Source organism: Clostridium thermosuccinogenes (assembly GCF_002896855.1).
Lineage (GTDB): Bacteria > Bacillota > Clostridia > Acetivibrionales > DSM-5807 > Pseudoclostridium > Pseudoclostridium thermosuccinogenes.
In genome coordinates this window covers 984,520-1,000,516 of sequence record NZ_CP021850.1, presented here as the reverse complement: position 1 = coordinate 1,000,516, position 15,997 = coordinate 984,520, and the positions used below count along the sequence as shown (strand labels likewise).

At 38.3% G+C, this 15,997-nt stretch carries 9 protein-coding genes and 1 pseudogene; all 10 read right to left on the bottom strand.

The window, feature by feature from the left end; genetic code table 11:
* Positions 1–423: 423 nt before the first annotated feature.
* Complete coding sequence (locus tag CDO33_RS04425; RefSeq protein WP_103079916.1) at positions 424–939, bottom strand: dihydrofolate reductase; 516 nt, start codon at positions 937–939, stop codon at positions 424–426.
* A gap of 71 nt (positions 940–1,010) precedes the next feature.
* On the bottom strand, positions 1,011–1,652 hold the full coding sequence (thyX, locus tag CDO33_RS04420) for an FAD-dependent thymidylate synthase (protein ID WP_103079917.1): 642 nt from the start codon (positions 1,650–1,652) through the stop codon (positions 1,011–1,013).
* 367 nt (positions 1,653–2,019) lie between these two features.
* The gene (locus CDO33_RS04415; protein ID WP_103079918.1) at positions 2,020–3,786 is read right to left on the bottom strand and encodes an ABC transporter ATP-binding protein; all 1,767 of its coding nucleotides are present in this window, start codon (positions 3,784–3,786) and stop codon (positions 2,020–2,022) included.
* Between the two features lies 1 nt (position 3,787).
* Positions 3,788–5,593, bottom strand: a complete 1,806-nt coding sequence (locus tag CDO33_RS04410) for an ABC transporter ATP-binding protein (RefSeq protein ID WP_103079919.1) — start codon at positions 5,591–5,593, stop codon at positions 3,788–3,790.
* A 92-nt stretch (positions 5,594–5,685) separates the two neighbouring features.
* A complete protein-coding gene (locus CDO33_RS04405) occupies positions 5,686–7,530 on the bottom strand; it encodes an ABC transporter ATP-binding protein (RefSeq protein ID WP_103079920.1) in 1,845 nt (614 codons plus the stop codon).
* A gap of 2 nt (positions 7,531–7,532) precedes the next feature.
* Positions 7,533–9,356, bottom strand: coding sequence for an ABC transporter ATP-binding protein (locus CDO33_RS04400; protein WP_103079921.1), 1,824 nt, complete (start codon positions 9,354–9,356; stop codon positions 7,533–7,535).
* Between the two features lie 21 nt (positions 9,357–9,377).
* Entirely contained in the window at positions 9,378–9,959 is a 582-nt protein-coding gene (locus tag CDO33_RS04395) for a hypothetical protein (protein WP_133158668.1), read from the bottom strand.
* A 676-nt stretch (positions 9,960–10,635) separates the two neighbouring features.
* Positions 10,636–11,886 (bottom strand): PDZ domain-containing protein, encoded by a 1,251-nt coding sequence (locus tag CDO33_RS04390; protein WP_103079923.1) that lies wholly within the window; start codon positions 11,884–11,886, stop codon positions 10,636–10,638.
* A 227-nt stretch (positions 11,887–12,113) separates the two neighbouring features.
* Positions 12,114–13,352 (bottom strand): MFS transporter, encoded by a 1,239-nt coding sequence (locus tag CDO33_RS04385; RefSeq protein ID WP_103079924.1) that lies wholly within the window; start codon positions 13,350–13,352, stop codon positions 12,114–12,116.
* A gap of 215 nt (positions 13,353–13,567) precedes the next feature.
* A pseudogene (locus CDO33_RS21215) lies at positions 13,568–15,121 on the bottom strand (DNA translocase FtsK); the annotation flags it as partial.
* Positions 15,122–15,997: the final 876 nt, after the last annotated feature.

Below are 15,997 nucleotides of genomic sequence, written 5' to 3'. Positions count from 1 at the left end.
CCTAGAATTTAAAACTTTCCCTATTAACCTTACCAACCTGAGCTGTAAGGTGAGAAGTGGATACCTTCTACTTTATTTGCTTCTATATGATAACATATGCCAAACTGTTTGTCAAATCTTATTTTTATGTTTTATGTTTTTCGATTAACTGCTTTATGAAAATTATACGAAATTATAAACTCAAAAATCCATGTAATGCGCTGTTATTTTGTATCTCAAGTCCTGTTTTAATCCGTATGAAATTTTTAATCTATAACTTGCATTTTAAGCAAAATCCGGCGGCAAGATACCTTAATCCTTAATCTCGAAGTAAAACATCTTTTAATATATTATGTAACCAACTTTTGTGCATTATGATCCTGCCTTTATACATTATGAAACCAGTCATTAATTTGATACAGGCACAATACTTTAAATTTAAGTTCACAGTAATTCCTTCGTTGTATCAGCGCCATGGGAATGCCTGTTCCGATATACCATAAAGCAAAACCTGAGCCCGTTCGAAGCATCCCTTTCCCATTCCGAGCGGGAGATAATATACCATTTATTTTCATCTATTTCCGGGAAAAAAGCATCCCCATCAAAGCTTTCGTCAATCCATGTGATATACAGCTTGTCGGCATGGTCGATAAAGCTTTTATAAACTTCGGCCCCTCCGATTATGAAAACATCCCGGTTCCGGCTGTATTCAAGTATCTCCTCCACCGTGTGCATGATGATGCAATTCTCAGAGCGGTAGCTCTTGTCCCTCGTGAGGATTATATTGTACCTGCCGGGCAAGGGCTTTCCTATGGATTCAAAGGTTTTCCTCCCCATGACAACGGCATGCCCCATGGTGACCTTCTTAAAATAAGCCAGATCAGCCGGCAAATGCCAGGGAAGTGCATTGTTCCTTCCTATAACGCCATTAGCTCCCACGGCGGCAATCATCGATATCATGCTGACTCACCCCTAAGCTTACCGGCATTATCCGATTGGTTGGAATATCCGGCTCCAAACTGCAAACAACCTCATAATTCGGCCTCTATATCGTCAAAGACTACGGGAATCATTTCTTTGAATTTCTTCAGCATCGGCACGGCAATTTCCCTTATCTGCGGATGGGCGGCAGCATCGGTCCTCAGCTTGAAGAAATGCCTCCATTCCCTTAAATTCATAGTCATCACCAGCTCAGTTTTAAGGGAATTGGGCAGAACGCTGCGGGCTTCCTGTGGTGTAGCACCGTTTTCAATCAACTCCATATACTTCTTTTCCGTAAACTCCATGACACTTTTCCATATCTCATATTTTTTTCTGCCTTCCTCGGTGTTCACATCCCAAAAGCAAGGCTCTATGTACGTGATCTGATTGGAATATTTATCCTTGCTGTAGTTGCAGTACCTTGTGCTCTCCTGGGAGTACGAAGCCAGGCGGTGCCTTACTATCTCATGAGTCACCCCTCTGTCGCAGATTACTCTGACAGTTATGGAATAATGCTCAATGACCGATTCATGCTTGCCCTTTATGATCCTTCTTACAAAATCGGCAGCCGAACCCTCGGTGGCTTTATCCTCACTCTTGTAGCATGTCCTTCCGGCTTTCTCAATGAGCTTTAACGCCTGCTCTCCGTTCACCTCCGACTCGATTATGAAATAAGGCTTTATTATATTCATAGATCATTTTCCTCCTGATTTATATTAATTTATTATATTTTATCAAACAGCTTAGGGCATGTCTATTTTTACCCTTTAATGAATTTGTGCAATTAATTGTACCTTATTTATCATAGATAAAGGGAAAACAATCTCTACCTGATTATTGTGATACCAATAATTAAGACAAACAAAACATAAAATAAGCAGTATAGATAGAGTAAACACGAAAATCCAAATCTTACCTTCGTATTTACTCTAAATTTAAAATATATATTAATAAATTCATGATACTCTCTTTATTGATATTGATGAAAGCTCATTAAACATTGTTTAAATATTGCTTTCATTTTCACATAAACAACCTACTTTTATTGAACATGATATTTCACGCCTTAGCCTTATATTTATTAGCCTGAATGCTAAACAAATTATAATACTTTCCTTTTAACTTCATAAGCTCATCATGGGTGCCTTTTTCACATACCTTCCCATTTTCCAGATATATAATAGTGTCACAATTTATCACGTTAGCCAATCTATGTGTGATAACTATTGCTGCCCTATCCTTCATAAGTGCCAATGTAGATTCAAATATCTCATTCTCTGTGATAACATCAAGGGAAGCGCTTGGCTCATCAAGAATAATCAATCCCTTATCAAACAGAAAGGCTCTGGAAAGTGATAATTTCTGTGCTTGGCCACCCGACAAAACAATTCCCTTTGTATCGAATTCCTTATTGATATATTTTTCCATATCATGATTGAAAATATCAAACTCAAGCTGGCTCATCTTGATAGCATTTAAAATACTATTGTCATCGTATAGCTTTTCTATATTTCCAAAGGCAACATTTTCTCTTACAGTGAAGGAATATGTAAAATAGTCCTGAAAGCATACCGTTGCATACCTTGTTTCCTGTTTCACCTCATTCAGGTCAACACCGTTTAGCTTAACCGTACCTTCTTTGGGATGATACAGACCCAGTATTATTTTGGCAAGCGTTGTTTTACCACAGCCATTTTCACCGACGATGGCAATCTTTTCGTTTTGATGAATTGTTAAGTCTATTCCGTCAAGAATATTGTTTTCCATATTGGGGTATGCATATTTAACATTCTTAAGCTCAATAAAGACATCTGCGCATTGCTTTTCGACCGGTTTGCTTGTATTTTCATCTTCCATATCAGAAATAAATGAAAGCAAATTATCTACTGAATGAACCGTTTCATTTAAATTGCCAATATAATATATAACGTTTTGAATATAGTTGTAAATACTCTGTGTTACTCCGACAAACAGCACGGCATCTCCCAGTGTGATCCTGTTATTCGCAGCCTGGAAATATGCATAAGCAATAACTGAAACAGTCCCCAGAGAATGGATGGTTGCCATTATTATTCCTTTCCAGCAATTTTTTAAATTGAAGCTCTTAAGTTCTTCATAGTATTCGTTGAACAAATGAGAGTATTTTTTCTTGTAATGGTCAAAGGTGTCGTACATGCGATTTTCTTTATATGAATCAATCGATGATAAAAGAGAAAATATATATAGTGTTTTTCTCTGCAAAGGTATTTTTGAGGTGTTAAATTCCCAATTCTTCTTTCCGAAGGTTGCCTGATGTATGAAGCCAGGAATGCAACACACCGATGATAAAAGCATAGGGATTATCCCTAAACTCAACATAATACATGACAAGTATACTATTGACAGTAATGCACCAAACAGTGACATCGTGTTAACAAATATACTTAAAACATTCCCATCGTTTATCTCACGTTCTATAGCTGTCAGGTAGTTGTAAAAGTTATTGTCTTCGTACTTATCATAGGTAATTTGGTTGATTTTTGCCATTACCTTTTTTTGAATTGACGCATTCAGCTTTATCTGAGTATAATCACTTATAAAATCCTTTGCCCTAAAAATTACGTAGACACCAAGGTTATATGCAAAGTACAGGAACACGATAAATAATATACTGCTCCAATTAAGAGCTTTCCCATATTCTTGCTGCACGGTATCAAACAGCAGCTTATCGAGCAAAGAATGCAATGGAGACAACACAAAAGAGCAAACAATCAACATAGCAAGAAAAATCACTAAAGCAGGCGAATTACTTATCAGCAAATTGATATAGCGCGTTATTTTCTTCATGTCAGCTTACCTCACTTATATACTGTTTAGATTGCATGTTAAATAGAAATGCATACTCCTGATTGAGCTTCATTAGCTGATCATGCGTGCCATGCTCAACCAATTTGCCATCTTTCAGCACAAGAATCATATCCGCACAAACAGCTGTGGAAAGCCTATGGGTTATCATGATTCCGAGTTTATCCTTTGTTAGCTCCGAGTAAAGATTAAATAAATTTTGCTCAGCTTTTGCATCCAATGAAGCATTTGGTTCGTCAAAAACAACTATTTTGGAGTTTTTTGCCAAAGCACGCGCAATAGCTATCTTATTATATTGACCACCTGACAATTCTACGCCTTTTTCATCATACTCTTTAGAAAGATATGTTTGCTCCTGATATGGCAATTTTCGAACTAAATCTAAAAGCTGTACTTTACCAATGATTTGTTCAAAGGTTATATCATCAATATTTGAATTTGCCATTATGATGTTATCCTTTAAAGAAAAGCCATACTTAATGTAGTCTTGGAAACAGACACTAAACAGTTTATGGTAATCTCTTATGTCAAAATCAGATATGTTACACCCGTTAAGTAGAATTTCACCTTTGGAAGGTTTATAAAACCCTAATAACAGTTTAATTAGCGTTGTTTTTCCTGAACCATTTTCTCCTAACAAGATAACATTTTGAGGAACGCTAAGTTTAAAACTGACATTCTTTAATACCGCTTTTTCAGAATTGGGATATGAAAATGAAACATTCCTGAATTCTATGCTTTCAACAGTTTCAGGAATAGGCTTATAGCCATGTTTTGTTGATATATTCAGATATGATTTCTCAAAACTGGTGAGATTATCGATATACCTGGAAGATTGAATTACATTATTAAATGATGATTCAATATTTTTTATTGCATTCTGCAAACCAATGGAAACCGATAAGAAAAAGCTCAAATCTCCCAGGGGTATTCTGCCCTCTGATGCAGAAGCTATTATTATGAAATATGAGGCCATCAGAGAAATTTGCATAAGAATCCAAAACAATGAATCAATTTTGATTTTGGATGTAATGAGCCTGAAATATTTACTGTTATAATCTTTTAATGTCGCCTCATGTTTGTCCGATAAATACTTTTCAAACCTAAATGTTCTGATTTCCTTGGCTGATTTTTTGTCAGTGAAAAGCTTGAATATATAATTCAACAGCCGTTTTTCCCGGGTTGTTTCCTGTTCAAAATTATACAGCTTTTGATTGAATCTGTTTTCCCAAACTAATGATGGGATTGAGCTGATAATAAGAATAATGGAAACAGGAATATTTATTGAAATCATTACAGTAAACGCTGATACAAAGCTTATAATTAATGAGATAAGACCTAGTATATTATTTACGACATTTATAGGTTGCCTGCCATTTGTTAGTTCAAGCGCCTTGTGGTAAGTATCATAATTTTCTGATTTATCGAAAAAGGATAATTCTATATTCTCCATCACTTTTATTATTCGCATTCTAGTACCGTGTCCGATTTTGGACAACATTAATGCTTGTGTAAAACTGTTTAATGGCCACCATATCCTGTTCAACCAAAAGAATAGAAAAAATAATAATATGTATAGTGCAAGTGGTCTTTGATATGATTCAATGCCTTTTTCTAGCGATAATGTGATCATGTCAATTATTTGCTTTACCACTAACCCTCTTAATGGCCATAATGCATTTCTTATAATATTATTAAACAGAAGCAGCAGCGTCATGATTTTGCTTGCTTCCCACAAAATGCGAATAATTTCCTTTATGTTATGAAAAAATGATATTATTTTCTTCATAGTTAACCTCTTATCTCTACAAACTCTATGTTTTCATTTGTTCCTAAAATTGGATAAACAATTGTTACTGGTTCGCATTATCTTTAAAATAATTAAGTATACCAATCTGCTTGTGCTATATACATATCTGAATAATATCCTTTATCTTGTAATAATTGTTCATGTGTTCCTTTTTCAACAATGTAGCCATTTTTAAGAACCCAAATTACATCTACATTTCGCATATAGCCCAGGCGATGCGATATGAAAAATACCAGTCTTCCTCCCGCCAAAGATTTTATCAGTGAGTAAATCTCAATTTCGGCTATCGGATCCAGATAAGCAGTAGGTTCATCAAGAATCCATATTTTTCGTTCCGGATTGGCCAGCAACCGTGCTATTCCAATGCGTTGCCACTGCCCCATGGAAAATTCAATTCCATTTTCCAGTTGTCCTAACGGTGTATCCAGCCCCTTTTCAAGTTTTTGCACGGTAGATTTCATTCCAACCATTTCCAGTAATTTGTAGAGCTGATCATCATTCATTATTTCAAGGTGCTGACCATATAAGATATTTTCCCGGATGGTCATCTGATATTTGCCGAAGTCCTGTGTAAGCATACCTATAGCGTTTTGCATATGTTCAGGTGACAGACAATTCCCATCATCATCCTCAAAAATGACTTGACCGGCATAGCCTTCCAACAATCCCATGGTTATATTCATTAACGTCGTCTTTCCGCTTCCGTTTGATCCAACAATACCTACTATCTGACCGACTTTTGCACAGGCATTAACTCCTGCTAATGCCATGCGTTCTGACTGGGGATATGTATATTTTACATCAATATATCTGATTTGGCATATATGTCTATTACTTATTCTGCTGGCTTCCAAAAGATAAGTCTCTTTTTGATCAATTACGGTAAAATAATCACTTAATATTTTTACATACATATTTTCCTGCAAGAAAAAATACGAGTTACTTTTCATCATTGAATAAAAATTAGCCAGGAGTGTTAGGGTCATGGCAAAATACCCCACATCAACACGGTGGTTCATGACCTGAACTGCAACATATAATACCGTTGCCGTAAATACAATAGTTTGTAATATTGCCGGAATAATTTCACTACCCAGGGAAAGCAAATTTAATTTCATCGTTGCATTACGATACTTCTTGTTTATACTTGAAAATTTTTCATAGAAATAATCATACAGCCGGTTTGCTTTGATATTTTGAACATTAATCCGATCTTCCCACATCTTTTGAAAATAATTATATCGCAATCCATGAGGCGCCACCTCCGACCTCCAGTAATCCAGCTGTTTATCAGTTATATAGCCTGAAAAGCCCAGTGAAAACAATATTGATACAATAACAATCGGTGGAAAAAGGATGCTGATTTTAGAAAGAAGTATACCATACATGATAGTGGTTATAACAATACGAAATATAGTGCTAATCGCATATATAGCATCTCCATATTGAGCACCGGCAGATTGTGCGCGATTTACACGTTGATGAAAATCATTATTTTCAAAATGAGTATAGGAAATACAACTGAGTTTTTTAATAAAGGTTTCTTCAACACTTTGCCGTACTTCTTCTTTATAATTGGAATTCACACGATTGTACAACCATTGGAGTACGTGGGAACCTACTAAAGTAAGTAAAAGCAAACCTAGAATATATAGTATTTTTATATCTAGTATATTTGATCTCCCAACATAATCGACAATTGTATTGGTTATAAATTGTATAATCTTAAGTATAATAAAATCCTGTAAAACCAGCAAACAAAGCAGAAAGAGTATCAATATTGTACTACGCTTATGCGATTGTAATAATGAACGAAGGACACGACTATGTATAACTATGGTTTGTTTGAGATCAAACCACGAAAGGAAGCTCTCAATCCGGCTTTTATTTTCACTTTTATCTTTCTTGCTCATCATTTTCACCCCGCTCTTCTTTCAAGATAAAGATTCTTCTGAGCCTCGAATAACTCAGCATAGTAACCTTGCTTTTTCAATAGCTCATCATGGCTGCCTTGTTCTATAATTCTGCCATCCCGAATCATGATTATGCGGTCTGCCAAACGAGCAAATCCTATACGATGAGATATTAGAATAGCAGTTCTCCCTGATATTATTTTTCTTATGTTTGACAGCATATTTAATTCCTCAAGTGGATCAATGGATGCTGTAGGCTCGTCCAAAATTAAAACTTGAGGTTCTCCCATATAGGCTCTAGCCAGTATTACTTTTTGCCATTCGCCGCCAGATAAATCAGTCCCAAAATCATCATAATCTTTACCTAATAGAGTATCCAGTCCCATCGGCAACTTGTCAACAAGAGGACCTAAATTTGCGTTTTCTACTGCAGTATGAATCTTTTCGTTGTCATTTATATATTCACTGCAACCTATTGCAATATTTTCTTTCAAAGAAACTGAAATTTTAGCATAATCCTGAAATCCTATTCCAAAATAACGAGAATAAGCCCATGGATCATCAGCTGCACTTTTGCCGTTTAAATGAACAGTACCCTCAGTCGGCATTAATAAACCACATGCAATTTTGGACAATGTAGTTTTTCCGCTTCCATTATATCCTAGGATACTTACAATTTCCCCTTTCTTTATTGTAAAAGAAACGTTTTTCAGTGCGTTTTGCTTTGAATTTGGATAGCAAAATGAAACATTTTCAAAAGTTAAAGTTTGAAACTTCCCATAAGGCAAGGCTGTTTCTTGCACATTAGGTCTGGAATCTGAATTTTTCTGAATCCCTTCATATTCAGAGATAAAGTCAGCAAAATCTTGCATATATAACATACTGGTGTAAATTCCAGATAGTCGCTGGCTAATGCTACCTGCCTGCTCTCGCACATGGCCCAAAAGGCCATATAGCATTACAAATACACCCACTGAAATTCTGCCTGATAACGCAAGCAAAAACAAAATTAAAATCGTTGCAATCTCCAAAACAATTCCCGTCAGATCTGCAAGTGCAGTGTAATTTATATCTTTTAAAGCCAAATGTAGCCTTTTTTCCTTTAGCAATTCGTAATAATGCCTCCATTTTTTAAACAACCTGTTCTGCGCTGAAAATATGCGCAACTCCCTTGCAAATTCTTTGCTGGTAAGCAACGTCTTATAATACGTTTGGTATCTCTCTTCTTTGATTTGTTCCTTTGATAACAAATACTTTTTTTTGGCAATGTATTTTGACACGCTGTATTGGACAACAAAGACAATTATCAAATAGAAACACAACCATGGAGTATTTTGAATAAATATAACGAGAGTAAAAATTAACTGAAAACATGAAAAGAATATAAGTGGTATCAGATCAAGTATACCTCGGCAAATATTCAGGACATTATTATGTACCAAAGTATAATTCTGCATGAATGAGGCATCCAAAAACTTTATATAGGGTATATGCCTTATGTTGAAAGCGAACATTCCCTCAAAATGTTTTTCAAGAGCAAACTGTGTACGGAAATAAACAAAAGCGTTAGAAAAGGGAATGGTATTTTGCAAAAAAAACAATGCTACATACAAGCTAGCCATCCATACAAAATCGCTCTTCCAAACACCTGTAGCATATATATTGGCAACATGATCAGTCATATTTCGCAACAAGATACTGCTAAGCGGAAACATTACTGAGTTGAACATACTTATGACAGCCATAGCTATTAAAAGGAATCCTGCAGATTTTATGCTCTGTTTCAATGTCCAAATAAAAGCTTTGAGTTTAGTATGATTCTGTCTCATAAAGACATGCCTCCATAGTATTTATATTATATCGTAAAACAGATGGAGTATAGATTTAATTGATTCAATTCCAGCATAACACAATTCATAGACTGGAAATTCTTTTACCAAATTCATAGAAAGACTTGGCACTTCTGTAACTGGCGTATAAATGAATCTTTTCATCAAATTAGCCATGCCTTTCGATTTAGATAACTCATAAAAAGTAGGTGTTATATAAATCGGATCTCTATGAAGAAAAATGATAGCATGAATAGGCCAAGTCTGATCGTAAACAGCTGCTCCTTTATTACCTAATGAAAAATCTAATGTTGACATGCGTTCACAAAGAAAAACGTTACCAAATACATCAATTCGTATATTCAAATCAATAAACCCTTCGTTAGAAATGATTGGACAACAGTTGGGAAGCTCCATATGACCAATCTTAAAATCTGGTCCTTCATACAGTTTATAAATTCTATCAACTTCTTTGTATACCTGAAAATAATGATTTTCATCAATCCCTATTTTTTCAAAAGATACCCTACCACGTCCTAACGGCGCCATCCAACCAAATGAAATATCAGAAACATTTAGTTTCTTTGCTAGCAAAATGTCCAAGATTAATTACCATATTCTTGCTACATGCATTTATTTTAAAATAATTTTGCAAATCAATTTGAGCTGCATTTAATTTCATTACAGCTCCTCCTTCTTATAAAAAATACCTATTTAGTTTCTACGAGAGTATAATTATAATATATAACTGTTATGTCTAAGGTGAATACTAGCAGAATACACCATGTTATCTTTGTAATATATTCACTTATTTGCTATGTCATCTATAATTTACCACTTATAAATCAACATGTCAACATCATTTATCATTTCGCTCCAGCAATACCTGGAAGCCTGAGAATACCAGGCCGTTGATATATTTATACATGGATTATTCATAGTAGTTGCATATGCTTTTATATTTTTCTTTACTTTTATCAGCAAGTGTTAGACATGTTAAATGAATACTAATAAGCTCTTTACAGAGTTGTTTAATAATCACCGAAAGGTTTATAAGTTTATAAGTGTTTTCTGAAATGATGCTCTAAAATAGGTTAATTTTAACCAAGGAGTAGCAGTATTGGCTAATCCTCTGAATTATTGAAACTTAATCATGATAGGACTATGTTTAGATATTAATATAGGCATCCCCGAAGAAGGGATACCTATGCATAAACGTATCCGGTAAATACCTTTACAATGCTAAATATAATTGACCAGTCATATTTTTAAATATTTCTCACCCGTTTTTAAACCGAGCCACCAGGTTCCTTAGTATTGCGAAATTCTCCAAGTGATCTATGTTGTAAGTAACTTCCCTTTCCCTGGGTACAATCAGTATTCCTAATTCCCTTGCGCCGAAAGGATAGCATTTGAGTTCGCATACCCTCGTGGTTCCGTCGGCTCCCAGCACATTTATCCATAGGAATGTCGGAAAATTGCTCAGGACATGGTCCATACCATCCTCGGTCTGAACATCCCTGCCATTGATGCTCAGTATTATATCTCCTCGCTTGATCCCCATCTTTTCAGCATGACTACCCTCCAGGACGTCAAAAACCCTGATCCCCCTCCTGACGGAGACAAATAGGGGCTCACCATGCTTTTCCTTATAATAATTGTAAAGCATCATGGCTTCATGGGCGGCTATTGCAAATACCGCTCCTATCACTTTAAAAGCATAAATACGGGCGGACAGAATCCCGATAGCCAGCATTGCAAGGCTGTATAAGAAGGTCTGGCAGGCCATTTCCCGCGCTTTGCGTTCCGGCTGCCGGGTTATCGCGATACCTGAATAGCCTGAAACGGCAATAATGCTGTTCATAGCTAAAGCCAGAGCACCTGCTCCCAATATTTCCGGCTTGAAAGCCGGCCACCAGTCAAATACAGCCAACCTCTCCAGGCCACCTCCGCCGGCCTCCGGTATAAAACTGAGGAATACTATTGGCAGAGGCCAATACTTTTGCATGAGAAATGCTCCTGTGATGTTTTCCTTATGTCTGATATATACCGGTATACTGTCTTTGGCTCCGTTGAAAAATATCAGCATGCTCTCTGCCGCATGAACTATTCCGATAATAATCAACAGTTGGGTCGAGTCCAAATCCGGCATACCCAAAAGAAATTTCGACAGGATCAAAATACCGGCAGCATAGGAAATACACATAAATCTGACGTTTATTATAGACAATCCTACCATTATGACAAACAAGTATAATGGAACCTGGGAGCTCATCGCAACCCCCGCATGGACAGCACCGATACTGCCTGCAAAGCCTGAAACCAATCCATAAAAAACAGCTTCTTTGAGAAGCTCCTTTATAGGTTTGCGGATGCGCTCAGCGATATCCGCCTGGAATCCCTTATACTTCTCATAGTGCTTTTTTATAATAAAAAGTATAATCACGTAAACGGGCAGAAATAAATAACCGGCCAGAAAACTGGTTACAAATTCCCGAGCAATATATGATATTGTAGTAACAAACGGCATTTATTCCACCCCATCCGGCCATATCTCAGTTATTCTGCTCTACCTACTATTATTATACCACATTTATCCTAAAATACTCTAAAAAGGACACCATACCCATATCCCGCCATATTACCGGACCAGGCGTTATTCCCTGCCATCTTAAAACACTCCGTCAGTATAAACCTTTTTATACTTTGTGCGATTTTGCCACACTGGCATAATAAGCAACATTAATCCACCGGATGCTAAATGCCGGCACTTTCCCCGCCAACATCCGCTGTCTTTCTGGGCCTGTAAAACATCATAAAGATTACCAGAATGCAGGAGGTGAAAGATATCAGGTAGAGCAGTTGAAATTTGCCGTATTGATATATGATGTTGTTGATTTCAGGGAGCTTGCCCATCAGAAAGCTGCCTATGACCGGAGCCAAAAGCGTGCTTAGCCCATAAGTCGCGCCATACCAGCCTTCATAAGCAGTCCTGTTGTTTTCAGGCATAAGCTCATACCTGTATGAAAGAATGGCAATATTAAAGCCACTGTTGCCTATCCCCGCAAGTATGGGAGCAAAGAACAGTATATAGTATGTCCTTTCCGTCAAGAAGCTGTATATGAGAAATTCACCGGCCGCAAAAATGGATGAAACCCTCAGCACAAACCACAATCCCCGGCTGCGCTCAACCCTTGACCACAACCGGGTGCAGGTAACCATCATTATATTGGCTATAACGTTTACGACAGAAATAAAGGAATAGTCCAGCTTCACATACTTTATCTGATATAAGGAAGTATAGGCGGACGACATGGTAAGACTCAAGTAATAGAAAAATATGAACACCAGGAATGCTCTGTATTTTGCATTACGAAGCGGCTCGGATGATCCGGAAAGGGAGATTCTGCCTTTCTCTGCCACCCTGTTTTCAGGTTCTTCAACTTTGGATAACACAATGACATCCGTTATGGAAAATACCAGGCTGACGGTGAATACAACTAAAAATCCCATATAGCTTTTATTAAACAAATCCAGTACAATACCCATCAGAAACGATGCAAGGGTAAAGGAAATCCTTAAGAAAAGCATGCGTATATTGATATATTCATTTCGGGCTCTTTTTGAAACAAGGTTCATCATCCAGACGGTAGAACCAATGCCATAAAAGCACCACAATACGTTCCCCAGGATAACCATGAAGGAAACGGCACTTAAGACGAAGGTACGGTTATTGGAAATCAGGGGTAAAAAAACTATAGAGCAAATCAAGGCTCGTGAAATTATATTAAGGGATATGAGGAACTTTTTCCTTTTATTCATCCTTTCATAAATGAAGGATGAAAGAATAGCGATAATAGATGCCCATGCGGCCGAATTGTTCAAAAGGCCCACAAGGAAATCCGAACCCTTAAGATAAACTATGTATCCTGAAAGGAATACACCGTTGGTCAACACAGTGGCTGCGTTTATGAGAATTCCGTCAATAATCAGCAATATTTGGCTCTTCTTGTATTGACCTGAACAAAACTGGCTAAAAAATTTATCAAGAATTCTTTTAATGCAAATCGCCCCATCTTTTGAAATAATGAACCCATCGACATTATATCATTTGTTCATGTCTGCCGTCCACATGGTTATTTACGCCGATGAAACCATCTATTTCCTCTCGCTTTCTGAGCAATTTCATACAGAAAATGAAAGGCAGGAGCTTAGGAATTCATCTCCTGCCACTCCTGCTTCGTTATCTTAAGCTGTCTTGGTTTGCTCCCTTCCGGGGGCCCCACTATGCCCAAGGCTTCCATCTGGTCTACAATTCTGGCGGCTCGGGCATAACCTACTTTCAGCTTTCTCTGTATGAGGGATGTGGAAGCATGGCCCTGCTCTATGACTATATCAATTGCTTGGGTAAGCAGCTCATCTTCGTCATCTGATTCATTTTGTGCACGGGATTCGGTCTGGCTTTCAATTCTTGCCAGTATTTCATCATCATATCCTTCCGTCATATCATACCTGGATTTGATATAGGAAACGATACTCTCCACCTCCCTGTCGGATATGAAGGCTCCCTGCACCCTGATAGGCTTAGGCGCGCTTATGGGGCAGAACAGCATATCGCCCCTGCCCAGCAGTTTTTCGGCACCTGCCATATCCAGGATCGTACGGGAATCAATTTGGGATGAGACGGCAAAGGATATCCTCGATGGAATATTTGCCTTGATCACCCCGGTTATTACATCTACAGACGGCCTCTGGGTAGCGATGACAAGATGCATTCCCGCTGCTCTGGCCATCTGGGCCAAACGGCAGATGCAGTCCTCAACATCGTTGGGAGCTGCCATCATGAGGTCGGCCAGCTCATCGATGATTATGACTATCTGGGGCAAGGTGCTTTCTCCTCTTTGCGCCAGCAACGAATTGTATCCCTTCAGGTCCCTCACATTATTCTCCGCAAACATCTTGTAACGGTTCGTCATCTCCACCACCGCCCAATTCAAGGCTCCTGCCGCTTTTTTAGGGTCAGTCACCACAGGTATCAAAAGATGTGGTATCCCGTTGTATATGCTCAGCTCTACCACCTTGGGGTCAACCATAAGCAGCTTCACTTCCGCAGGTGAGGCTTTATAAAGTATGCTGGCAATCAATGTATTTATACACACACTCTTACCGGAACCTGTTGCACCTGCAATCAACAAGTGGGGCATCTTTGCTATATCCGCCACCACAGTTTTGCCCGCAATGTCCTTTCCCACTGCAAAGGATAGCCTGGAGGGGTGCCTGATAAACTCGTCGGATTCCACTACCTCCCTTAAGAATACCGGTGTCACTTCCTTATTGGGCACTTCAATCCCGACTGCCGCTTTCCCCGGTATGGGAGCCTCTATCCTGACACCGGTCGCAGCCAGGTTCAATGCTATATCATCCGCAAGGTTTACTATCTTGCTTACCTTGACCCCTACATTGGGCTGCAGCTCGTACCTTGTAACCGCCGGGCCTTTGCTGATGTTCACAACTTTGGCACCAACTCCGAAGCTTGCCAGGGTGTCCACAAGCTTCTTGGCATTCTGCTCCACCTGGGTATGGGTTGCTCTTTCGTCCGGCTTTATATTATTGCTTTCCAGCAGGTCCAGAGGAGGGAGCGCATAATCATTAAGCTTTACTGCAGCTTTCATAACATGCTGAGGTCCGGCATTTTTAGAAATTTCCGTGGCATGCCCGTATAGAGTCCCAGGAGCTCTTGAAGCTTCCGTGAAGTAACCGTGCTGAACTCCAGGAGCTTTTAATGCTTCGGTATCATAGCCTTTTTGAGTTACAGAATCTTTTAAGGATTCCGCACCATGCCCATATGGAATCCCAGAGCCTTTTGAGAGTTCTGTGGTGTAACTATGATGAACACCAGGTGCTTTTGAAGCTTCCATGGCATGCCTATGTTGGACCTCAGAAACTTTTGAAACTTCCGGAGTATTTTCATACCGAATCTCTGAATCTTTTGAGATTCCTGTAGCATTCCCTTGCTGAGTCTCATAACCTTTTGAGGCTTCCAAAGCATACCCATACTGACTCCCAGAGGAATTTGAAGCTTCCGTGACATACCTATGCTGACTCACAGAACCTTTTGAAACTTGCGGCATATGCAAATACTGAGCCTCGGAATCGCTAGAAATTTCCGGAATATGCCGTATGCCAGACTTTTCCTGAAGCCTGTCCATGCCAGAATAGAATGCTTTTTCATCGGCTTCAGCATCCGCAGAAATCCCATATAGGCTATAATCATCCGATTCTGCATCAATTTTGTCAGAACCGCTTATAACCTTCAGATTTCCCAAGCCTTCCGAAATTTCGAAATTTTCCACATCACCAATATTGTCGATATCTCCTCCATATGCCGTAGTATCTTCATCGGTCATATATGCCAGATCTTCCATGTATTCTATATAATCGGCATCATCGGCATTGGAGTAAGCCTGAAAGCCAACATCATTTGTGTTTTCCGTATCTCCTGAATGTTCCGTGTTCAATATGTTTCCCATATAAACAGCATCATCCGTATTTGTCCAATCCGCAGGAATCGGAGCGTCCCCAGTGTTGCGCATGTTAGTGTCCACGTTCATTTCATTTGCATTAGTCAAGTCATCAATGCT